The sequence below is a fragment of the Nonomuraea antimicrobica genome (assembly GCF_039536965.1).
Classification (GTDB): Bacteria; Actinomycetota; Actinomycetes; order Streptosporangiales; family Streptosporangiaceae; genus Nonomuraea; species Nonomuraea antimicrobica.
The window spans coordinates 144,454-165,500 of record NZ_BAAAZP010000074.1; the positions used below are offsets into that span (position 1 = coordinate 144,454).

Annotated in this window: 21 protein-coding genes; 10 read left to right on the forward strand and 11 right to left on the reverse strand. The window is 71.6% G+C overall.

Translation table 11 applies throughout. The annotated features are described in order from the left end of the window. Positions 1–19 precede the first annotated feature (19 nt). Positions 20–1,117 carry a hypothetical protein gene (locus ABD844_RS19055; protein ID WP_344879075.1) on the reverse strand — a complete coding sequence of 366 codons (1,098 nt, stop codon included), beginning with the start codon at positions 1,115–1,117 and terminating at the stop codon, positions 20–22. Positions 1,118–1,291: 174 nt separating this feature from the next. On the opposite strand from ABD844_RS19055, the gene ABD844_RS19060 reads away from it, so the two are divergent. From ABD844_RS19060 to ABD844_RS19070, 3 genes are all read left to right on the forward strand, one after another. Continuing rightward, positions 1,292–1,960 carry a TetR/AcrR family transcriptional regulator gene (locus ABD844_RS19060; RefSeq protein WP_344879078.1) on the forward strand — a complete coding sequence of 223 codons (669 nt, stop codon included), beginning with the start codon at positions 1,292–1,294 and terminating at the stop codon, positions 1,958–1,960. Positions 1,961–2,011: 51 nt separating this feature from the next. Further along, positions 2,012–2,977, forward strand: a complete 966-nt coding sequence (locus tag ABD844_RS19065; protein ID WP_344879081.1) for an LLM class F420-dependent oxidoreductase — start codon at positions 2,012–2,014, stop codon at positions 2,975–2,977. Positions 2,978–3,053: 76 nt separating this feature from the next. Then, entirely contained in the window at positions 3,054–3,401 is a 348-nt protein-coding gene (locus ABD844_RS19070; protein WP_344879084.1) for a YkvA family protein, read from the forward strand. Here ABD844_RS19070 and ABD844_RS19075 read toward each other — a convergent pair. From ABD844_RS19075 to ABD844_RS19090, 4 genes are all read right to left on the reverse strand, one after another. Continuing rightward, positions 3,398–4,594, reverse strand: a complete 1,197-nt coding sequence (locus tag ABD844_RS19075) for an amidohydrolase family protein (protein ID WP_344879087.1) — start codon at positions 4,592–4,594, stop codon at positions 3,398–3,400. The two genes, ABD844_RS19070 and ABD844_RS19075, sit on opposite strands and share 4 nt — an antisense overlap. A 153-nt stretch (positions 4,595–4,747) precedes the next feature. Then, complete coding sequence (locus ABD844_RS19080) at positions 4,748–5,491, reverse strand: tyrosine-protein phosphatase (protein WP_344879090.1); 744 nt, start codon at positions 5,489–5,491, stop codon at positions 4,748–4,750. Between the two features lie 10 nt (positions 5,492–5,501). Continuing rightward, positions 5,502–6,311, reverse strand: coding sequence for an SURF1 family cytochrome oxidase biogenesis protein (locus ABD844_RS19085; protein WP_344879094.1), 810 nt, complete (start codon positions 6,309–6,311; stop codon positions 5,502–5,504). A gap of 49 nt (positions 6,312–6,360) precedes the next feature. Next, complete coding sequence (locus ABD844_RS19090) at positions 6,361–6,840, reverse strand: winged helix-turn-helix transcriptional regulator (protein ID WP_344879097.1); 480 nt, start codon at positions 6,838–6,840, stop codon at positions 6,361–6,363. Positions 6,841–6,898: 58 nt separating this feature from the next. Between ABD844_RS19090 and ABD844_RS19095 the strand changes: the two genes are divergently transcribed. The 3 genes from ABD844_RS19095 to ABD844_RS19105 all read left to right on the forward strand — a co-directional run bounded on the left by ABD844_RS19095 (position 6,899) and on the right by ABD844_RS19105 (position 9,034). Beyond that, the gene (locus ABD844_RS19095) at positions 6,899–7,414 is read left to right on the forward strand and encodes a GNAT family N-acetyltransferase (protein ID WP_344879100.1); all 516 of its coding nucleotides are present in this window, start codon (positions 6,899–6,901) and stop codon (positions 7,412–7,414) included. Beyond that, on the forward strand, positions 7,411–8,007 hold the full coding sequence (locus ABD844_RS19100) for a TetR/AcrR family transcriptional regulator (protein ID WP_344879103.1): 597 nt from the start codon (positions 7,411–7,413) through the stop codon (positions 8,005–8,007). Before ABD844_RS19095 ends, ABD844_RS19100 begins: the two co-directional genes overlap by 4 nt. Before the next feature lie 73 nt (positions 8,008–8,080). Further along, positions 8,081–9,034: an NAD(P)-dependent oxidoreductase gene (locus ABD844_RS19105; protein ID WP_344879106.1), complete on the forward strand. Its 954-nt coding sequence runs from the start codon at positions 8,081–8,083 to the stop codon at positions 9,032–9,034. Between the two features lie 25 nt (positions 9,035–9,059). Here ABD844_RS19105 and ABD844_RS19110 read toward each other — a convergent pair whose 3' ends face one another. Then, the gene (locus ABD844_RS19110; RefSeq protein WP_344879109.1) at positions 9,060–9,362 is read right to left on the reverse strand and encodes a hypothetical protein; all 303 of its coding nucleotides are present in this window, start codon (positions 9,360–9,362) and stop codon (positions 9,060–9,062) included. Between the two features lie 150 nt (positions 9,363–9,512). Between ABD844_RS19110 and ABD844_RS19115 the strand changes: the two genes are divergently transcribed. Then, positions 9,513–10,916 carry a DUF7059 domain-containing protein gene (locus ABD844_RS19115; RefSeq protein WP_344879112.1) on the forward strand — a complete coding sequence of 468 codons (1,404 nt, stop codon included), beginning with the start codon at positions 9,513–9,515 and terminating at the stop codon, positions 10,914–10,916. 274 nt (positions 10,917–11,190) lie between these two features. Here ABD844_RS19115 and ABD844_RS19120 read toward each other — a convergent pair whose 3' ends face one another. From ABD844_RS19120 to ABD844_RS19130, 3 genes are all read right to left on the reverse strand, one after another. Then, positions 11,191–14,226: an AfsR/SARP family transcriptional regulator gene (locus tag ABD844_RS19120; RefSeq protein ID WP_344879115.1), complete on the reverse strand. Its 3,036-nt coding sequence runs from the start codon at positions 14,224–14,226 to the stop codon at positions 11,191–11,193. Between the two features lie 256 nt (positions 14,227–14,482). After that, complete coding sequence (locus ABD844_RS19125) at positions 14,483–15,127, reverse strand: GNAT family N-acetyltransferase (RefSeq protein ID WP_344879117.1); 645 nt, start codon at positions 15,125–15,127, stop codon at positions 14,483–14,485. Between the two features lie 141 nt (positions 15,128–15,268). Then, positions 15,269–16,555, reverse strand: a complete 1,287-nt coding sequence (locus ABD844_RS19130) for a pyridoxal phosphate-dependent aminotransferase (RefSeq protein WP_344879120.1) — start codon at positions 16,553–16,555, stop codon at positions 15,269–15,271. Between the two features lie 79 nt (positions 16,556–16,634). Between ABD844_RS19130 and ABD844_RS19135 the strand changes: the two genes are divergently transcribed. The 3 genes from ABD844_RS19135 (at position 16,635) to ABD844_RS19145 (ending at position 19,583) form a co-directional block, all read left to right on the forward strand. After that, the gene (locus tag ABD844_RS19135) at positions 16,635–17,654 is read left to right on the forward strand and encodes a LysR family transcriptional regulator (RefSeq protein ID WP_344879122.1); all 1,020 of its coding nucleotides are present in this window, start codon (positions 16,635–16,637) and stop codon (positions 17,652–17,654) included. Between the two features lie 146 nt (positions 17,655–17,800). After that, positions 17,801–18,472 carry a ribonuclease HII gene (locus tag ABD844_RS19140; RefSeq protein ID WP_344879125.1) on the forward strand — a complete coding sequence of 224 codons (672 nt, stop codon included), beginning with the start codon at positions 17,801–17,803 and terminating at the stop codon, positions 18,470–18,472. A gap of 76 nt (positions 18,473–18,548) precedes the next feature. Further along, positions 18,549–19,583 (forward strand): LLM class flavin-dependent oxidoreductase, encoded by a 1,035-nt coding sequence (locus ABD844_RS19145; RefSeq protein WP_344879128.1) that lies wholly within the window; start codon positions 18,549–18,551, stop codon positions 19,581–19,583. Positions 19,584–19,624: 41 nt separating this feature from the next. Here ABD844_RS19145 and ABD844_RS19150 read toward each other — a convergent pair whose 3' ends face one another. Both ABD844_RS19150 and ABD844_RS19155 read right to left on the reverse strand, forming a co-directional pair. After that, positions 19,625–20,011, reverse strand: a complete 387-nt coding sequence (locus ABD844_RS19150) for an SCO5389 family protein (RefSeq protein WP_344879131.1) — start codon at positions 20,009–20,011, stop codon at positions 19,625–19,627. 84 nt (positions 20,012–20,095) lie between these two features. Next, positions 20,096–21,025, reverse strand: coding sequence for an ATP-binding protein (locus tag ABD844_RS19155; protein WP_344879134.1), 930 nt, complete (start codon positions 21,023–21,025; stop codon positions 20,096–20,098). Between the last annotated feature and the right edge of the window lie 22 nt (positions 21,026–21,047).

Below are 21,047 nucleotides of genomic sequence, written 5' to 3' on the forward strand. Positions count from 1 at the left end.
ACGCGGCGGGCGGGCCCTGTCACCGGAAGAGGATGTCCCAGTGGTCGCTCTCGTCGGCGAACGTCGTGCCCGAGGCTGACTTGTAGAGCCGGGCGCCGTCGCTGCGCACCCCGGCCTTGTCGTGGTTCTTGGTGATGTGCCGGTCGATGCAGGCGTTGTGCGAGATGTCCAGCTTGTAGCCGTTGCCGTGGCTGAACTGGCCGGGCGCGTGGCCCCGCTCGGTGCCGCCGGTCACCATGATCGGGCAGCCGCTCTCCTGCTTCAGCTCGATGACCTTGGCGATGGTGCCGGTCCGTACCGAGTCGAGCGAGGTGCAGTGGTGCTGGTGCTTGCTCACGCAGTTGCCGGTCGACTTCGTACGCAGTCCCGCGCTCTTCAGCCATCCCTCCGCGCTCGCGTGGGACATCTGCACGGCGGCCCTCCTGGGCAGGACCCGCGCCAGATCGATCTGAGCGCGCTTGTGGGCGACGTGCGTGCGCGCCCGGGGCATCTTGGCCACTCCGGTGCGTACGCGCTTCTTCGGCGCTCTGGCGGCCGTCAGCGGCGCCTGGGCCACCTGAGCCAGGGCCGCCTCCGCCGCCTCCGCGGGAGCCGCCAGTGCCGCGGTGATGACGTCGGCGCGCTCCTCGACCGTGGGCTCCCAGACCTGCGGGGCACGAACTTCGTGGGCGCGGACCTCATCGGCACGAGCCTGGGCGTGGGCCTTGTCGGCACGGACCTCGCGGGCGTGCGCCTCGTCGGCGCGGTGCGCCTCGCCGCGATGGCGGTGAGAGTAGCTCCGCGTCCAGCGGGAGTCGCCGAAGAGCCACCGGGAGTCGAGCGTCGTCGGCCAGTGGCGCATCATGTCGAGCCGCTCCCCGGCCGCCATGAGGCTGTCGTACGCCCAGGTGCCCGCCCTGCCCGCGCCCATCTCGTAGCCGCCCATCTCGTAGCCGTCCGTCAGGAAGGTCGCGGTCGTGCCCCACTGGGCGGGGTCGTCCTGCCAGCCGGTGGGCCTGGCCTGGTGAAGGCCGCCCTGAGCCGCCGTCCCTTGGGGGTGGGTGGCGGCGAAGGCGGTCGAGGCCAGCGCGATTATGGTGATCTCAATGCCGAGGAGCGCGACTACCAGGAGGCGCACTGTTCCACGTATCCACATGTCGATGCCTTTTCGCGGAAATAGCCCTTCCGCCTGAAACGACAATCCCACTAAACACTGGAGATAACTCATGCCGCGAGCGCAACTTTGCCTTGTGGCGGTGATCACCGTGCGGCTTCATGACCGAACCACGATCCACGACGTAAAGTGACGAACGTGTCCGAAGCCCGAAACCGAGGATCGGAGAGCACCCGAGAGGTCATCGTCGAGACGGCCTTGCGACTGTTCAGGGAGCGCGGCTTCGACGCGACCACCATGCGGGCCATCGCCGCCGAGGCGGGGGTGTCCGTCGGCAACGCCTACTACTACTTCGACAGCAAAGAGGCGTTGATCCAGGCGTATTACGACCGCGCCCAGGCCGAGCACGAGGCGGCCTGCGGGGAGTTCCTGGCCACGGAGGAGTCGTTCGCGGCCAGGCTGAGCGGGGTGTTGCGCGAATGGGTACGCGTCTCCGAGCCCTACCACGAGTTCGCCGTCAAGTTCTTCAAGCACGCGGCCGAGCCGACCAATCCGCTGAGTCCGTTCAGCGAGCAGTCGTCCCCGGCCAGGGAGGCGTCCATCGCCATCTATCGGGAGGTCGTGGAGGGCTCGCGCGATCGGATGAACGCCGAGCTGCGCGAGGAGCTGCCCGAGCTGCTGTGGCTGCTGTCCATGGGGATGGTGCTGTTCTGGGTGCATGACACGTCGCCGGGGTGCGCGCGTACGTACCGGTTGATCGAGGTCACGGTGCCGCTGGTGGACCGGCTGGTGGGGTTGTCGCATCTGCCGGGGCTGCGGGGGATCACGAAGGACTTCATCGCGGCGGTCCACGAGCTGCGCGCCTAGAAGGGCATACCGAGCGGTTGGTATGGTGCCTCCAAACGCTGGAGGCCGTGTATGACGCAGAACTGGGGCATGACCATCCCCTTCTACGACCGCTCGCTGTCCACGTCGCAGGACCTCGTCGCGGAGCTGCCCGCGCTCGGCTACACCGACGCGTGGTCGGCCGAGGTCAACGGGACCGACGGGTTCGTGCCGCTGGCCATGGCCGCGCAGTGGGCGCCGGGGCTCAGGCTGGGCAGCGCCATCGTGCCCGTCTCGACGCGCGGGCCAGGGCTGCTGGCGATGTCCGCGGCCACGCTGGCCGACCTGGCGCCAGGGCGGTTCGTGCTCGGCATCGGCGCGTCCTCGCCGGCGATCGTCGAGCGCTGGAACGCGGGCACGTTCGCCAAGCCCTACGCGCGCACCCGCGACACGTTGCGCTTCCTGAAGAAGGCGCTGGCCGGGGAGAAGGTCTCGGAGAGGTACGAGACCTTCGAGATCAAGGGCTTCAAGCTGGAACGGGCGCCGAGCACGCCGCCGCGGATCGTGCTGGCGGCGCTGCGTCCGCGGATGTTGCGGCTGGCCGCAGAGGAGGCCGACGGCGCCATCACCAACTGGCTGGCCCCGCGCGACGTACGCAAGGTGCGGGCCGAGCTGGGCCCGGACACCGAGCTGATCGCCCGCCTGTTCGTCTGCGTGGACGAGGACGCCGAACGCGTACGCCAGACGGCCCGCTGGATGCTGGCGAGCTACCTGACCGTCCCCGTGTACGCGGCCTTCCACGACTGGCTCGGCCGCGGCGCGGTGCTGCGCCCGATGCAGGAGGCGTGGGCGGCCGGGGACCGGCAGGCCGCGCTCAAGGCCATCCCCGACGAGCTGGTGGACGACCTCGTCGTGCACGGCGACGCCGCCACCTGCCGCGCCCGGATCCGGGAATACGTGGCCAACGGACTCGACACCCCGGTGCTCGCCCCCATCCCCGGCGGGGACGTCCCCATCGACCAGGCGGTACGCGATCTGGCCCCGCGAGCGGGGGCATAGGCGATCGGGGAAGGTCAGGAACTCATGTCCGTCCCGACGCGTTATATCGTGAGAATCCGGGGGTAAGGGGGAGCACATGATGGCGAAGACCGCACGGGCGGCAGCGGCGTGGCGCACGTACCGCGAGGTGACCAGGCCCGGCTCGCCCAAGCTGGCGACCAGGATCCGCGCCATCCCGCGCATGGTGCGCGCGGTGGTGCGCGGCGACTACGCGGGCCTGGGCAAGGGCAAGCTGGCCCTGCTCGGCCTGGGCGTGGTCTACCTCGTGTCGCCCTTCGACGTGGTGCCCGACTTCCTCGCGCTGATCGGGGTGGCCGACGACTTCGGTGTGCTCCTGTGGCTCGTGGCCGCGCTGCTCGGTGAGAGCGGGCGCTATGTCCAGCACGAACACCAGGTGATCGAGGGCCACCTCGAAGAGCGTTAGATCTCCTCCATCCGCAGCCAGGCCCGTGAGGGCAGCGGGTGGCCGAAGAGACGGGCGGCGTTGCCGTAGGCGACTCTGGCGATGTCGGCCGGTGGGAGCGTTCCGAGGTTGCGGGCCACCGACTTCTGCGTGTCGGGCCAGGTCGAGTCGGAGTGCGGGTAACCGCTCTCCTGGAGCACGTGGTCGAGGCCGACCGCGAGCCGCACGCCCGACAGCGCGTGGTCGTCGAGCGTCCCGAAGAAGAAGTTGCGGCGCAGCACCTCGCTGGGCTTGAGCCCGCCCTCCCACGACGCCTCTCCGGCCACGGGGTGGTCGAGGGCGTAGTCGGCGCGCTCGGCCAACATCGGCAGCCAGCCCACGCCGCCCTCGACGATGAGGATGCGCAGCGAAGGGAAGCGCAGCGGCAGCCCCGACCAGAGCCAGTCGGCGCAGGCGAACATCGCGCTGGTCGACATCAGCGTGGTGATGGCCTCGATGGGTGTGTCGGGCGAGGGCACGGGCGACCAGGACGAGTCGCCGGCGTGCAGGCAGACCACGGTGCCGGTCTCCTCGCAGGCGGCGAAGAACGGGTCCCAGTGGCCGGTGTGGATCGACGGCAGTCGCAGCCTGGTGGGGAACTCGGGGAAGACGACGGCCTTGAAGCCCCTGGCGGCGTTGGCGCGGATCTCCTTGGCGGCCACGTCGGGATCGGGCAGCCACGGGAGTTGCAGGCCGATGATCCGTTCGGGGTAGGTGCCCGCCCAGACGTCGATGTGCCAGTCGTTCCACGCCCTGACCAGGGCCAGGCCCAGCTCCTGGTCACGCGTCCTGGCGAACGGCATGCCCGCCTGGCCGGCCAGCATGCCGGGGAAGCAGAGCGCGGCCCAGATGCCCGCGATGTCCATGTCGCTGACGCGGGCCTCGATGTCGTGGCAGCCGGGGCGCATGTGCTCGAACCTGACCGGGTCGAGCGTCCGTTGCTCTCTCGGTTTGCCGGCGCCCACGTCGATGCCGGCACACGGGTACGTCGCCCCGGCATAGCGCCAGACCTGGTGACCCGCCTCCGTCTCGACGACCTTGGGCGCGACCTCGGCGTATTTCTCCGGCAGACGCCCGTCGAACAGGTCGGGAGGCTCGATCAGGTGATCGTCGGCTGAGACGATCACGTAGTCGCGCCGCCTGGGGTCAGGTTCGGGGAGCAGCGGCGTAGTCACGCACGTAACCGTACGACGACGGCATAACGTCGAACAAGCTGCGACGTATCCGTTGGGTTCCGAGATTGGCGACCCGGGACCGCCGGGAGGGGGATGACTGGCGATCCCGGGAGAGTCGGGCCCGTCTCGCGCAGGAACGGTCCCGCATGCCCACTACCCCTCTCCGTTCGGGTCGGTCAGCAAATGGCCGCGAAGTTCCTCGACTGTCGCGGGAGAAACCTGGAGCACCCGGGCGACGTACGCCTCCGCGGAGCCGTGCCGGGCCCTGAGATCGGCGAGGAAGAACCGCATGGCCTCGGCGGGCGCCCGGCCGAGTCCGGGCCACACGGGCACGTCTGGGTGCCTCCTGCCCCAGTCGGCGATGACGCGTTCGGCGGCCAGGCCGGTGAGCGCGTAGTCCGCCACGATGTCGTCCTCGCTCACGCCCGCGAGCGTCAGGACCAGCGCGGTGAGGACCCCCGTGCGGTCCTTGCCGGCGGCGCAGTGAATGACCACGGGGGCGTTGTCGGCCCGCGCGATCGTCTCCAGGGCGGTCCTGAGGTTGCCGACGCCGTCCTCGCTCACCTCCAGGTAGCGGTCGGCGAGGTAGCGGGCGACGCCCAGCTCCTCGTCGTAGGCGTCGACGTCCCAGCGGCGGCCCTCGATCGGCAGGTTCCTGTAGTGCTGGCCCTCGGTCTCGGGGACCCGTCCGTTCCGTTCGACCTCGTACGGGTGCCGCAGGTCGATCACGCTGCGCACGCGCAGCGCGGTGAAGGTCGCGAGGTCGGCTCCCTGCAGCCGGCCGAGCGAGTCGGCGCGGTAGAGCCGCTGCCACCGGACGGAGCGCCCGCCCTGGGCGGCATATCCGCCTACGTCGCGGAAGTTGCGGAGGTGGGTGAACTCAATGTGGCGGATCACCCCCAATACCTTAATTGGCGGCGGTCTCCGCATTCTGCGGCCCGGCCGTCTCAGTGCTGCCGGCGGTCTCCTGGGCCCTGCGTTCGGCCACCTCGCGCCGGATCAGCAGCGCCCATCCGGCGACCGCGATCCCGATGAACATCCACCACTGCACGCCGTAGGCCAGGTTGAGCCCGCCGCCCGAGCCGACGTCGGGCGCGGGTACCGGGTCGGGCGCGGCGGCGGGCCTGGGCTGCTGCTCGGTCAGCTCGACATATCCGCCGACCAGCCGGTACGGCAGCCCCTCGCCGATCCGGCCGGCGTCGATCAGCAGCACCTGCCCGGCCGGCAGGCCGGAGAGGTCGCGGATGCCGCTGGACTCCTCGGTCTCGCTGGTCCGGAGCCGTCCGGTCACCGTCACCTGGCCGGTCGGCGGGGCGGGCACCTCGGGGGCGGTGTCGGCGGTGGCGCCCGCGGGGACCCAGCCCCGGTTCACGATCACGGCCGTGTCGCCGCCGGTGACCAGCGGGGTCAGGACGTAGTAGCCGGTGCGGCCCTCCTGCGGGCGGCGGCGTACGAGCAGGGCGTGGGCGGGGTCGTACGTGCCGGTGACGGTGACCTTCCTGAACCGGTCGTCCTCCTTGACCGGCTGCCCCGGCGCGGCCAGCCGCTCCAGGAGCACGGGGGCGGCCTCGATGTTGGCGGTGACCCGTTCGCTGTTGGCCGAGCGTTCCTCGAAGCGCCCGAACTGCCATCGCCCGAGGAACACGAAGGCGGGGATGACCAGGAGCACCACCACGTGGAGTGCGATCCAGCGGGGCGTCAGCAGGAACCGGTACACGCCTTCCAGGTTAGGGACCGGGAGGGGTGCTCCCCAACGCGACCTGGGCTCAGGCGCTCCTGAGGTCGGTCGCGGGCCCCGGCACGGGGGTGACCTCGCGCGGCCCGCCGACCTCGTGGCCCGCGGCGCAGCGGAAGCGCAGCTCGATGGGGGCGCCGCAGTCGCGATGGGTGAGCAGCACCGGCGGGCCCTGCTCGCCCGCCAGGTGTTTGTCCCCCCAGTGCATGAGCGCGACCAGCAGGGGATAGAGGTCGCGGCCCTTCTCGGTGAGGCGGTATTCGTCGCGCTGCCGCTGCCCCGGCTCGCGGTAGGGCTCTTTGCGCAGCAGGCCCTCGTCGACCAGCCGGGCCAGGCGGGCGCTGAGCACCTGCCGGGGAGCGCCGGTGGTGGCCTGCATGTCGGCGAACCTTCGCACGCCGGTGAACGCCTCGCGCAGCACCAGGAAGGTCCACTTCTCCCCGACGATGTCCAGGGTGCGCTCGATCGAGCAATTGTCCACCCGAAAACCCATGCGGGATGGCACGTTCATCCACGTAGTATATCTGAGTTCAATTGACAGACTCAGCCTTTCGGTGGAGGCTGGGTCTATGCAACGACCTCAGATCCGGCCGGCCCGCCCGGAGGACGATGACCGGATCCGGCACTTCCTGGCCGGGTTGTCGCTGCACACCCGGACGCTCCGGTTCTTCACCGGCGTCTCCGTCCTGCCCCCCGGGCTCGTACGGGTGCTGCTCGCCCTGGACGAGCGCCGTGACGCGCTCGTCGCCACCACCGGCCACGGCGAGATCGTCGGCCACGCGATGAGCTACCGGGGAGACCGGTTGGACGTGGAGATCGCCGTGGTCGTCACCGACGAGTGGCAGGGGCGCGGGCTGGGGCCCAGACTGGTCGACACGTTGCTGCTGCGGGCCTTCGTACGGGGTGCCAGGACCGTGGGCATGGACGTCATGGGCGAGAACCGGCGCGCGCTCAGGCTGGTCCGCCGCCTCTGGCCGGACGCTGAGATGAAGGTCACATCCGGAACGGTGGAGGTGACCGCTATGATCGACGAGGCTGCGCTATTTGCGGAACAAGGTTCTGTTGGCACACCATTGACAGTGTGAAGACTGCCAAGAACGGACGCGACGGCCGTACCCGGATCATCGAGGGCGCCCTGCGGCGATTCAGCCAGGACGGGGTGTCGGCCACCACCCTGGCCAGTCTCCGCGAGGAGAGCGGTGTCAGCGTCGGCAGCTTCTACCACCACTTCGCGAGCAAAGAGCACGTCTTCGGCGTGCTGTACGCCGAGATCCTCGACGCCTACCAGAAGTCCTTCCTCGCCGAGCTGGTCCGCCACGACAGCGCCCGCGACGGCATCGAGGCCATCGTCGCCTTCCACATGCGGTGGGCCGGCGAGCACCCCGAGCGCGCGCGGCTGCTGATCAGCGAGCGCCCCCCGCGCAAGCACGAGCCCGGCGGCACCGAGGTGGCCGAGGCGCGGCGCGGGTTCTTCCGGCAGGTCTCCGACTGGTGGCGCCCCCACATGAAGAACGGCCTGCTCCAGCCCGTGCACGCGACCATGTGCTACGTGCTGTGGCTCGGGCCCGCTCAGGAGATGTGCCGGCTGTGGTTCGCCAGCGCGCACACCCCCACCGAGGAGGAGATCAAGGGGCTGGGCGAGGCCGCCTGGCAGAGCCTGCGCCAGCCTCCCGAGTGAGCCGCGGCGCGGGGTTCCGCCCTGCGCGGGGAGCAATGATCCGAGCACCGTCTGTGGTGTTATTGTCGCAAATGTGAGACGACCTCGGGCGCTGGTGCTGCCCACCTTGCCGGAGAGCGCGCTCGCCCGCCTGGGCGAGATCGCCGATCTGACCGAGGTTCCCGCACGACCGAGCCTCGGCTTCACCGACGAGCAACTCGCCGATCTGGTCATCGAGACCGGCGCGACCGTGCTCATCACCGACGGCGACCAGGTGCGCACGTCGGTGCTCGGGCTCCACCTGGACGTCGTGGCCACCATGGGCCCGCCCGCGAGCGTGGATATGGCGCTGGCCGCCGAGCGCGGCGTGACCGTGCTGCACGCGGCAGAACGCGACCCGGAGGCGGTGGCCGAGCTGACGCTCGCCCTGCTCTTCGCGGTGAGCAGGAACATCGTCGCCGCCGACCGCGAGGTGCGCAGAGGGCGCGTCTACCACGGCAGGGTGCCGCCCGCCCAGCGCCACCGCGGTCGCAGGCTGACCGGCAGGACGGTCGGCATCGTGGGCCTGGGCAGCGTCGGCCGGGCCCTGCGCTGGCGTTGTGAGGGCCTGGGCATGCGGGTGATCGTCTGCGACCCGTTCGTGCCCGAGGCCACCCACACGCTGCCCGCGCTGATCGCGGAGGCCGACGTGGTGTCGCTGCACGTGCCGCTGACCGAGGAGACGAGGGGCCTGTTCGGCTACGCCGAGTTCGGGGCGATGCGCCAGGGGGCGATCTACCTCAACACCTCGCGCGGGGCGTTGCACGACCTGAAGGCACTGGTCGACGCGCTGCAATGGGGCCGGGTGGGCGGCGCGGGGCTCGACCACTTCGAGGGCGAGTGGCTCGACCGGGCCCATCCGCTGACCCGGCTGCCGAACGTGGTGCTGACGCCCCGGCTCGGCGAGGCCACCGGGGAGAGCCGGGAGGAGCTGGCGGACAAGCTGGTGGAGGACATCGCGCGGCTGCTGCGCGGGGACCGGCCCGCCCACGCGCGCGCACCCGCGTAGACGGGAGCGCGACGGTCCGCGCGGGTCAGACGGGCTGGCGGAGCCGGGTCGGTACGCGCCAGCTCGCCCGGTCGAGCGAGATGTCCAGCCGCAGGTCACCCCGTTGCCTGCGCAGCCCGGGCACACGCACCCGGTCGAGCACGTCGAACCTGCCCCGGTGCGGATAGCCGAACCCCAGCTCGCCCGGCAGCACGCGCAGGTCGTCGCGGTTGCCGCAGCGCGGGCACGTCCACGAGACCAGGTCGAGGCCGCGGTTGTAGTCGGAGCAGGCGCTGAAGTACTCGTCGGGCCCGAATCGGGACCCGCAAGCCAGGCAGGGGATCAGCATCGGTCCGCTCCTCGGGGTGACGTGCCGGCCCCCTACAGATACCGCGCGTCACTTGTTCCCCGCTTGCGGAACGCTTGGGCGCGTACGTAACAGTATGAGCACCGTCGATACCAGATCATGCGGGGGAGCCCGCGGTGAAAAGATGGTCCTGTGGAACGACTGCGCCATCATCTCCTCGACACCGGCTACACGATCGACGGCGTACGCGAGCGCCTGGGCGCGGTGGCCGCCTCGGCCCTGGCCCGCGAGGAGCTGACGCCGGCCCTGCGCGCGACGGCTGACGGCGACCCGCTCGGCACGCTGATCCGGCTGTGGTGGCTCGGGGTCCCCGTGCCCGCCAAGGCGGTCGCGCCGGAGGTGCTCGCGTCGGGGCTGGTCGCCGCCGACGGTGCCCGGGTCAGCGCCACCGTCCACCTCCAGCCGTGGGAGACCGGCGGTTACCTCGTCTCCGACCGCAAAGTACGCCCAGGCGACCCCGCGCTGCGGCCCGACCACGTGGTGGGCGCCGGTGGCGCCTCGGCCAACCTGGCCCAGCTCGTCAGCCGCCGCCCGGTGGGCCGCGCGCTCGACCTGGGCACCGGCTGCGGCGTGCAGGTGCTGCACCTGGCCGGGCGGGCCGGGCAGATCGTGGCCACCGACGTCAATCCGCGGGCGCTGGAGCTGGCCCGGCTGAGCTGGGCGCTGTCCGGCGTCGAGGGGGTCGAGGCGCGGACGGGGCCGATGTTCGAGCCGGTCGAGGGCGAGCTGTTCGACCTGGTCGTGAGCAATCCGCCGTTCGTCGTCGCCCCGGCGCGCGAGGGCAGGCTGACCTATCGCGAGTCGGGTGCCGAGGGCGACGACTTCTGCCGCGACCTCGTCCGCCGCACTCCCCGCCATCTCAACCCCGGCGGCCAGGCCCACTTCCTGGCCAACTGGCTGCAGGTCGAGGGCGAGGACTGGCGCGACCGCGTGGGCGGCTGGCTGCGCGAGACCGGCTGCGACGCCTGGGTGGTCCGGCGTGACGTGCAGGACCCGGCCGAGTACGTCGAGCTGTGGCTCAAGGACGCCGCCGAGCAGGGCACCCCTGCCTACGCCGAGCACTACGATCGCTGGCTGGCCTGGTTCGAGGAGCGCCGGGTGGAGGGCGTCGGGTTCGGCTGGATCACCATGCGCAACTCCGGCACGCTCGACCCGGTCGTCCGCGTCGAGCACCTCTCCCACCAGGTCTCGCTGCCGGTCGGCGACTACGTCGACACGGTCGTCGACGCCATCGCCGCCGCGCATCGGGTCACGGGGCTGGACGGCGCGCGGCTGCGTACCGTGGCCGGGCTGCTCGACGAGCGTGTGAGCCTGCCGGGCGCGGAAGACCCCATCCGCATCGTGCTGCGCCAGACGCAGGGGCTGCGCCGCAGCAGGGAGGTCGGCACGGTGGAGGCCGCGCTGGCCGGGGTGTGCGACGGCGAGCTGGCGCTCGGCCCGCTGCTCAACGTGATCGCCGAGCTGGTGGGTGACGGTGAGCTCCTCAACGCCGACGCGGTCCGGCCGCTCATCGCCGAGGGTTACTTCCTGCTTTGATCCGGTGTTGATTCGACGTTGACACCGCGGGTGGAGGCTCGGGGGAAGACACGGACCTGGGGGGTTCGAGGGCCGTGTCAGGTCCGGCCGGTCGTCTGAGTGAGGCGGCCGGCCGCCGCGCGGAGCATCCGGATGACCGGGCCCCCTAGCGACGCGTGGTGGCCAAGGATGGCCGGCCGGGCTGCACACATTCGATCACGACGATCTTCGTGACTCCCTAAGGACAGCCTTGATCAACCATGTGTGGATGACACGTCTGGACGACGAGCTGTACTCAGGACTCGACGACGGACTGAGCGGCGGACTCGGCGGCGGGGTCGGTGGCGGGCCGGGCGGGGACGCTGTCGAGCAGGACCTTGAGATCGCCGGCCTCGGGGGCGCCGAGCCGGGAGAAGATCTCGAAAGCCTGCCGTAGGCACTCGCGGCTGCGGGTCGTGCTGCCGAGCCCGTGCAGCGCCTTGCCGAGCACGGTGAGCGAGAGCGCCTCCCCGTACGGGTGGCCGATCTCGCGGGAGACCACGAGGGCCTCCTCGGCGTGGCGTACGGCGTCGGGGTAGCGCTCGGCGGCGATGAACGTCTCGGCCAGCCTGGAGCACACCCGCTGCTCCCAGACCCGCTGCTTGCCGGCCCGGAAGAAGGCCAGGCACTCGGCGTGGTGGTGGACGGCCTCGGTCAGGCGGCCCACGCGGCTGAGCACGACGCCGAGGTGGTAGCGGGCGCGGGCGGTGCCGGCGCCGCTGCCGATCTCGGTGAAGATGGCCAGGCCCTTCTCGGCGGCGGTGATCGCGTCCTCCGGACGGTTCAGCCCCAGGTGGTCGCGGGCCGAGTAGCTGAGGACGAGGGCCTCGCCGGCGGGTACGTCGTTCTCGCGGTAGAAGCGCGTCGCGGCGTCGAACAGCGACAGCGCCTCGGTGTGGCGGCGCTGCCTGCCGACGACGACGGCCAGCGCGTTGAGCACCTCGCCGGTGACGATCCGCTCCGCGCGGGCGCGCGACAGCTCGTCCACGATCCTGAACTGCCGCTCGGCCTCCTTGAGCCGGTTGCCGGCGAACAGCACCCGGCCCAGCACGTAGCGGGCGCGCAGCTCGCCGGCCTGGTCGCCGAGGTTTTGCGCGGTGGCCAGCACGGCGCGGGTGCTGTGGTCGAACTCGCGCGTGTGGGTGCCCGACTCCAGCAGCGGCTCCATCGCCACCAGCAGGTCGGCGGCGGGCAGGAGCTGCTCCGCGGTACGCGCCGCCGCGGCGGCCTGGCTGATGGCCGCGAACAACGAGTCGCCCTCGGAGATGAGCCAGGCCACGGCCTCGTCGGCGGAGGTGAACGTCAGGCCGCTGCCGACCACCACGAGGTTGCCGGGGATCATGCTGCCCTCGTAGGCCAGCGTGTGGGCGGACTGCGCGGAGGCCAGGTAGAAGCCGAGCAGCCGGCGCAGCGCCATGGTCTGGGCCTGGGGCCGTTCGGACTTGTCGAGGGCGCGGCGGGCGAACAGCTTGAGCAGGTCGTGGAAGCGGTAGCGGCCGGGCGCGGGGGCCTCCAGCAGGCTGGCGTCCACGAGCGACTCCAGCATCTCCTCGGCCTCGAACGCGCTCATCGACAACACGGCCGCGGCCGCCCCTGCGGAGATGTCGGGACCGGTGGGCAGCGAGAGCAGCCGGAAGGCGCGCGCCTGGGCGGTGGTGAGCTGGCCGTAGCCGAGCGCGAACGTGGCCTCCACGGCCAGGTGGCCCACCCGCAGCTCGTCGAGCCGGCGCTGCTCGTCGGCGAGCCTGGGCACCAGGGAGGCGACGGTCCACGAGGGCCGCGCGGCCAGCCTGGCGGCCACGATGCGCACCGCCAGCGGCAGGAACCCGCACGCGGCCACCACGTCCATGGCCGCGCCCTGCTCGGCTGCGACCCGCTCGGCCCCGGCCACCGCGGCGAAGAGCCGCAGCGCCTCGCCCGGCTCCATCACGTCGAGGTCGACGAGCCGGGCCGAGGGCAGGTCGGCGAGCTTGACGCGGCTGGTGACGATGGCCGCGCAGCCCGGCGAGCCCGGCAGCAGCGGGCTGACCTGCTCGGCGTCGCGGGCGTTGTCGAGCAGGACGAGGATGCGCCGCTCGGCGAGGATGGAGCGGTAGAGCGCGGAACGTTCCGCCGCGCCGTCGGGGATGACGTCGGGCGGGATGCCGAGCGCGCGCAGGAAGCCGCCGAGCGCCGACTCGGGCGCGGTCGCTCCGTCGGTGTAGCCGCGCAGGTCGGCATAGAGCTGGCCGTCGGGAAAGACGTCGTCGAGCAGGTGCGCCACGTGTACGGCCAGCGCCGTCTTCCCGACCCCGCCGATGCCGGAGATGGCCGCCACCGGCACGCCCTCGGCCGACGACCGGGCCGACAGCAGCGTGCGCAGGCGTACGACGATCTCCTTGCGGCCGGTGAAGTCGCCGGGCGCGGCGGGCAGTTGGGCGGGCCGGGGGAGTTCGATCGGCGGCTGCGGCTCGTCCGCCTCCGCGGGCTCCTCCCGGGGCACGTCCGAGTGGACCTGGACGGGCGCGGCGAGCGCGGGGTCGGCGGCCAGGATGCGCTGGTGCAGGGCGGTCAGCTCGGGGCCGGGCTCGATGCCCAGCTCGTCGATGAGCGCCTCGCGCGTCTCGGTGAACACGTTGAGCGCGTCGCCCTGCCGGCCGCAGCGGTAGTAGGCCAGCATGAGCTGGGCGCGCAGCCGTTCGCGCAGGGGGTGGTCGGCGGTCAGGGCGATCAGCTCGGAGACGATCCTGGCCTGGTTGCCCAGCTCCAGGTCGACGTCCATGAGCGTCTCGACGACGCTGATGCGCCGCTCGATGAGCCGGTCGCGCTGGTGCTCCGCGTACGGGCCGACGGTGCCGGCCAGCGGCTCGCCCTCGAACAGCGCCAGCGCGGCCCGAAGCGCCGCGGCGGCCTCGGGGAGCCGGCCCGTCTTGCGGGCGGTCTCGGCCTGGCCGATGCCGCGTTCGAAGCGGGTGAGGTCGAGCGCGTCCTCCGGCAGCAGCAGCGCGTAGCCGCGGCCGATGGAGGTGAGCAGCTCGGGCCGGGAGCGGGCGGGCCTGTCGGGTTCGAGCACGGTGCGCAGCCTGGAGACGTACGTGCGCAGCGCGCCCAGGGCCCGCGGCGGTGCGTCCTCGCCCCACACCGCGTCGATCATCTCGTTGGGGGTGACCGCGTGGCCCGCGCGCAGGAGCAACATGCCGAGGATGGAACGCTGCAGCGGGGTGCCCAGGTCGAGCTCCTGACCATCTCGCCACGCGCGGACAGGACCGAGCACGGCGAACCGCAGCCCGCCCTCATCGCTCTGACCAGCCATGCCGTCTGTCTCCCAGCCAATGGAATGATTTGTTACCAAATGATAGATCCCGAGTCGCTCGTCACCTAGATCCGGGTTGATCCGTTAACCGACTCGTTGATCCGCCTTTAATCCGGTGTTGAGCCCGCCCCTGGATGCTGAAGGTCGGCTAGGCGTGACGCACATCGCGGGGGCGTGTGTCATGTAGAGCGCGCGGAGGCGGCGAAAAATACCGGCCCCGCCCTGGGAATCGGGCGGGGCCGTGGTGGATGGTTTCTCAGGCTGCCTCGACCAGTCCGAGCCTCATGAGCAGGCGGTCGCGCACGACCGGCCATTCGGAGTTCAGGATCGAGTAGAACGCGGTATCTCGGACCGTGTTGTCGGCGCCTCGGGTATCCGCTCGCCGCACCCCGTCGAAGTGTGCGCCGAGGGCCTCGATGGCGGCCCGGGATCTGGTGTTGCGTACGTCTGCTTTGAGGGTGATGCGGTGGACGTTCCACGTCTCGAAGGCGTGCGAGAGCATGAGGAACTTGCTCTCCCGGTTGACACCTGTGCCCTGGGCGCTGGCGGCCAGCCAGGTGTAACCGATGTCAGCCACGGACGGAATGTCGCCCACCGCACCGCGTGTACCCGGCGGCCAGGGCATGGGGCCCTGCCAATACTCCAGGTGCATGAGACGGGTGGCACCGACCACGCGGTCGGTGTTCAGCCACCGGATGGCGAAGGGCATGGTGCGGCCCTCCGCCTGCTCAGCCATGGCGGCCTCGACGTACGAGACCACCTCGTCCCGCCCATTCGGGACACGAGTGAAGGCATAGGTGGAGCGGTCTTCACTCGCCGCGGTGACCAGGTCATCGACCACCGCGAGGCTGAGAGGTTCCAGGCGCACGGAGCGCCCGGACAGGGTGACAAGAGCGGGCATGAGCACATGATGGGGGCTGCTCGCCGCGCACGTCACCAGGCAGTTGACCCCAACTTTCCGCGTCGTTCGCGGGCCCTGAGTTTCCGCAGGTCAGAGGCCCCTTTTGGGGGATGGTAAACCCGCTCTTGGGGAAAGATTCGCCTAACCGTGACATGGGGTAGGGACGAGCGCGGGGTGCGGTTCGCCCACCACGCCGTGCCGGATCAGCGACAGCTCTTTCAGACCCATGGACAGATAGTTGAGATTGTCCGCGATCCAGGGGAGTTGAAGCGGATCGGGGCTGGTCAGGGCGGCCTGCCGCTCCTCGGGGGCGTCGCCGTAGAGCAGGCTCACCGCGACGCGTACCCGGGCGGCCGAGGGGTCGTCGCCGAAGGCGTGTCCGGGCAGGACGCCGATGCCGTGTTCCTCCAGCAGCAGCTTGGTGATCTCGACGGAGCCGCCGAGTCGCAGGTGGCTCAGGTCGGGGTAGAGGTAGAAGCCGCCCTGGGGCACCGCCACGCGGGCGCCGATCTCGGCAAAGCGTTCGTACACGGCCCGCGCGACCAGGCCGTGCAGCCGGCGGCTGCGGGCGATGCGGTCGGTCAGCTCGGGCGGGTCGCCGAAGGCGTACGCGGCGGCCTCCTGCACGGGAGCCGCGGGCGCGGACCAGATCTCGCTGGCCACGGCGAGCAGGCGCCTGCGCAGCGCGTGCCCGTTCTCCGGCAGCCGGGCCACGCCGATCCGCCAGCCGCCCAGCGCCAGGCTCTTGCTCAGCCCGGTGGTGATGATCGTGCGCTCGGGCGCGAGGTCCGCCGGTGAGGTGTACGGCAGCGACGGGTCGTGCATGAGATCGCGGTAGATCTCGTCGGAGATGATCATCAGACCGAGGTCGCGGGCGACCCGCACCAGCCGGGCGACGGTGGCCGGCGTGGCCAGGCGCCCGGTCGGGTTGTCGGGCAGGGTCACCAGCACGGAGCTGACCGTCCTGCCCTCCGCCCTGGCCCGGCGCACTTCCGCGGCCACCAGGTCGGGGTCGGGCACCCCACCCTCTCCTGGCGGTGCGGGCACCAGGATAGGACGCGAGCCCACGAGGTCGGCCTGCGCGGCGTAGCTGACCCAACTGGGCATCGGCAGGACGATGTCGCCGCCGATCGCCAGGAGCAGGCCGTACAGCAGCGACTTGCTGCCGGGGCCGCAGACGACCAGTTCGGGGTCGGTGATGAGCCCCCGTCGTGTCCAGTAGCCCGCCGCCGCCGTCCGTAGCTCGGACGCGCCCGCGACCGGCCCGTAGCCGTTGCGTTCTGAGGCGGCGGCCAGCCTGTCGCGCAGCGCCGGGTGGACGGGCAGACCTGCCTCACCGAAGGCCAGGTGCAGCACGCGCTCCCCGGCGCGTCGTCTTCGCTCGATGTCCTCGTTGGCCGCCAGGGTGGCCGACAGAGTTACGGTCATGTTTGTCACGTTCCCAGCGTGGTTGGATGAAGGCATCAGCACAAGCGAGGCTTTTTGTGGGTAGGCATAAGGAAGTCTGATGCTCGAATTGCGGCGTTTGGTCCTGATCTGCGAGTTCGCGAGAAAGGGAAGTATCGCGGCGGCGGCCGAGTCGCTCGGGTACAGTCCTTCGGCCGTCTCCCAACAGCTCGTCGCGCTCGAACGCGAGACCGGCACGGCGCTGATCGACCGTACGGCACGCAGCGCCGAGCTGACCGACGCGGGCCGCCGGCTGGTCATGCACGCCGAGCGCATCCTGTCGATGGTGGAGGAGGCCGAGTCCGACCTGTCCGCGCACGCCGGCACACCGTCGGGGCGGGTCGTGGTGACCGCCTTCCCGACGGCGGCGGTGGCGTTCGCGCCCGCGCTCGCCCGCTCGCTGCGCCGCCACACCGAGCTGACCCTGCGGCTGGGGCAGAGCAGGTCGGGGCGCGGGATGCGCGAGGTGCAGTCGGGGGAGGTGGACATCGCGCTCGTGGACGACTGGTACGGCCGCGTACGCGACAGCGAGAGCCTGCGCGTCTTCCCCCTGCTGTGCGACCCCCTGGTGCTGGTGGTGCCGCGCAAGCACCGCCTGGCCGACCCCGACGTGCCCGTCGTCCTGCGCGAGCTGCGGGACGAGCCCTGGATGGCCACGCCCGACGGCGAGCCCTCGCGCCTGGCGGTGGACCGGCTGCTCGTGGACGTGGGCGGCACCCGGCCGACGCCGTGGGAGTTCGAGGGCCTCGGGACCATCCTGTCGCTGGTCGCCAAGGGCATCGGCATCGCGGCCGTACCCGCGCTGGCGCTGGCCGCCGGGGTGCGGGGGCTGGCCGTACGGCAGTTCCCCGGCAACCCGGTGGGGCGCGACGTGCACGCGGTGGCGCGCGGCTCCAGCGTGCACCGGCCGTCGGTGTCGGTGACGCTGCGGGCCATCCACGTGGCGGCCCGGTACATCGCGGCCGACCTGGAGCCGGTACGGCCGGCCGAACGGGCACAGAACAACAGACCGGCCGGTGACGACCCGCTGGCCGACCCGGTGCGCTCGGCGAACGACGTGGGCCGCTCGTTCGGCGAGTGACGGCGGCGAGTCGTGCGAGGCGAGCCGCGCGGGGCGGGTCGTGCGGCGCGGGTCATGCGGTGCAAGTCGTGCGAGGGGTCGTCCGGGGTGGGCCGTCCTTCGGTGTGCGGCGTGCGAGGGCGCCGGACGCGGTAGCGTCTGCGCTCATGGCGCCGACGTACGACATCGAGCAGCTCCTCCTCGCCCAGCCCAGCACCCGCACGGTCGCCGGCGTCGACGAGGTGGGGCGCGGCGCGTGGGCCGGTCCTGTCACGGTGTGCGCCGTCGTCACCGACCTGTCCGAGCCGCCGCCCGGCCTCACCGACTCCAAGCAGGTCTCCGAGGCCAGACGCGGACCGCTGGCCGACGCGCTCACCGGCTGGGCGGCGGGCATCGGCTTCGGCGAGGCCACCCACCGGGAGATCGACACGCTCGGCATGACCGAGGCCCTGCGCCGGGCGGCACGCAGGGCGCTGGAGGCGCTGCCGGTGCGCCCCGACGCGGTGATCCTCGACGGCAAGCACGACTACATCGGCGCGCCCTGGCCGGTACGCCTGGAGGTCAAGGGCGACGCGGCCAGCATCTCGGTCGCGGCGGCGTCGGTGCTGGCCAAGGTGCGGCGCGATGCGTACATGGCGACGATCGGATGCGCCGACTACGGCTTCGCCGAGAACGCCGGCTACCCCTCGCCCCAGCACCAGGAGACCCTGGCCCGGCTGGGGCCGACCCCGCACCACCGGCTCTCCTGGTCCTACCTCGACGACCTGCCCCGGTGGCGGCACCTGAAGCGGCACCGCGACCCGCTGGTGGGCGAGGGCCAGGACAGCCTCTTCGCCTGACCCGCCACCCACGTCGGCGCAACCGGGCGTCGCGTGCGGTGCGCATCCGCGGCGGTGTTCGGCCATCATTCGGGGAATGCGGATCGGGATCTTTGTCGTCGCGGGGCTGTTCCCCGGCCAGGAGTCCGGGAAGGTGCTGGCGAACGCGCTGGAGTGGATCGTCGCGGCCGAGGAGGCGGGCTTCGACGACGCGTGGATCGCCGAGCACCACTTCATGCCGTACGGGGTGTGCCCGTCGCCCATCACGTTGGCCGGGGTGGCGATCGGCAGGACCACCCGGATCGGGCTCGGTACGGCCGTGAGCGTGCTGTCCACCCAGCACCCCGTGGCGCTGGCCGAGCAGGCCGCGATGTTGCACCACCTGTCGGGCGGGCGGTTCACGCTCGGCGTGGGCAGGGGCGGGCCGTGGGTGGACCTGGAGGTGTTCGGCACCGGGCTCGAACGCTACGAACGGGGCTTCGGCGAGTCGCTCGACCTGCTGGTCGCCGCGCTGTCGGACGGCTCGGTGGCCGCGGACGGGGAGTTCTTCCGCTTCAGGGAGGTGCCGATGGTGCCGGCGGCCCGCCTGCGGCCGGTCGTCGCGTGCACCTCCGAGGCCACCGTGGCGATGGCGGCCGAGCGCGGGCTGCCGATGCTGCTCGGCCTGCACATCGGCGACGAGGAGAAGGCCGCCGTGGTCGGGCGGTACCGCGAGCACGGCGGGCCGGTGACGGGGCACGTGGCGGCGGGGGTGGCGTACGTGGCCGACTCCACGGCGGCGGCCGTCCGCGAGCTCAAGAAGGCGATGCCCGCGTGGCTGGGGCCTGGGCTGGCCGGTTACGTGCCGGTGGACGGCCGGCCGCGCGCCAGGCTGGACGTCGGCGCGTACGTGGATCTGCTGACGCGGATCCACCCGGTGGGGTCGGCCGAGCACTGCGCCGAGACGCTGCGGCGGACGGCCGAGGAGACCGGCATCGAGCACTTCGTCCTGCTCGTGGAGGGCCTGGGCGAGCACCGGCGGACGCTGGAGAACATCAGGAGGTTCGGCGCCGAGGTGCTCCCGCTGCTGCGTCGAGGAGAGCACCGGCGAGGAGAGCACCGTCGAAGTGAGCACCGCCGAGGAGAGCGCTGATGAGGGGCGAGCCGGCCAGGGGCCGGCTCGCGGGGTGGGGCTCAGCAGTCGACGAGCTCAGGTTTCTGGTTGAGGATCTGAGCGCGCGGGGTGACGAAGTCGGCCAGGGCCTTCGTCGCCGCCGGGTCGAAGACCGCGACCCGGTGGCAGTTCTGGAAGGCCAGGCGCACGCCGTAGTGACGCTCCAGCGCGCCGCGCATCGAGTCGCTCGCCAGGCAGCGCAGGAGCTGGCCGCGAGCCTCCTCCGACGGCGGCGGCACCTCGTTGTCGGCGAACTGGGCCCCGCTGTGCTCACGCTGCTTGACCAGCTCGCTGATCAGCGACCACGCGTAGGGAAGTGAGTCGCGGACGCAGGCGAGGAACGCCGCGTCGTCCACCTCACCGGCTCTGGCCTGGTCGAGCAGATCGTTCGGAACGGTCAGCGACATGCTGTCTCCTCTCGAAGGGGTCGAATCGGACGTTAGGTCTCCGGAGCGGCCCGCTCCAGAGTCCTGGCGGGAACACTCGTGTGGTCAGGGGCCGTAGACGAAGCCGGGGTCGACCTGCTCGGCGAGGTCGAGACCGGTGCGGTCGTCGGCCCACGCGCGGGCGTTGCGCAGGTGGAACTCCACCGTCTGCCGGCCGAACCTGGCCCAGTCTTTGACCTGCTCGTCGAGGGTCTTGTGGAGCAGCGCGAGCGCGTCGGCGTTGGCCGGCTCGAGGTCGTCGAGCGTGAGGTGGCGGCCCTGCTCCATCGCGCGGACGGCGGCGGAGTGCTCCATCCAGGTGAGGAGATCGTCACCCACGTGCTCGCGCAGGAACTCGACGTCGGACTCGCCGTGCACCTTGTTGCCGATCACGGCCAGCGCGACGTCGTATTTGGCGGCGTGGTCGCGGTATTGCCGGTAGACGCTGACGCCCTGCCTGGTCGGCTCGGCGACGAGGAAGGTCAGGTCGAAGCGGGTGAACAGGCCGGAGGCGAAGGAGTCGGCGCCGGCGGTCATGTCGACCACGACGTATTCGCCGGGGCCGTCGACCAGGTGGTTGAGCAGCAGCTCCACCGCGCCGACCTTCGAGTGGTAGCAGGCCACGCCCAGGTCGTCCTCGCTGAACGGCCCGGTGGCGAGCAGGCGCAGGCCGTCGGGGGTGGTCAGGCCGTAGGGGTCGGCGGCGAGGTCGTCGAAGCTCAGGATGGTGGAGCCGCGGCCGGGCGGGGTGGTCTTGACCATGGCCTCGGCCGAGGGGATGCGCGGGTTGGCGCCGCGCAGGCGGTCTTTGATCTCGGTGAGGTGGGCGCCGAGCGGCTCGGGCTGGGCGTCGAGGCCGAGGACGAGGGCAAGGTGCTGGTTGATGTCGGCGTCCACGGCGACCACGGGGGCGCCCTGGCCGGCCACGTGCCTGGCGAACAGGGCCGACATCGTCGTCTTGCCGCTGCCGCCCTTTCCGACGAACGCCACTCTCACTGCGGTCCTCCTGGTGGTGATG